This is a genomic window from Bifidobacterium sp. UBA6881, from assembly GCA_002451435.1.
Classification (GTDB): Bacteria; Actinomycetota; Actinomycetes; order Actinomycetales; family Bifidobacteriaceae; genus Bifidobacterium.
The window spans coordinates 13,339-13,621 of record DKCF01000014.1 but is presented as its reverse complement, the minus strand read 5'-3'; the positions used below and the strand labels follow the sequence as shown (position 1 = coordinate 13,621).

The window sequence follows — 283 nt, the reverse complement described above, 5'->3', positions numbered from 1 at the left end:
TCGGAACCTTCCCGCAATTCGTGAGTCGCATCGCGATTCACGGGCTCCCACGAAACCCAACAACAGTTTTCCGTCAAACCCAACATCAGTTTTTCCACGAAACCCAACGACAAGCAAAGGAAGAGAAAATGAAGAACAAGAAGATCGCCGCTCTGCTCGGCATCCTGCTGGCCGGCTCCATGGCCTTCTCCCTGTCCGCGTGCGGCGGCGATTCCAGTTCCGCATCCGACGCGAAGTCCTCCACTTCCGCGTCCGACACCAAGGCCGCCGACGATTCGAGCAA

At 57.6% G+C, this 283-nt stretch carries 1 pseudogene; it reads left to right on the top strand.

The window, feature by feature from the left end:
* Positions 1-128: 128 nt before the first annotated feature.
* Positions 129-283: pseudogene (locus B3C64_RS01105) on the top strand (amino acid ABC transporter substrate-binding protein); the annotation flags it as partial.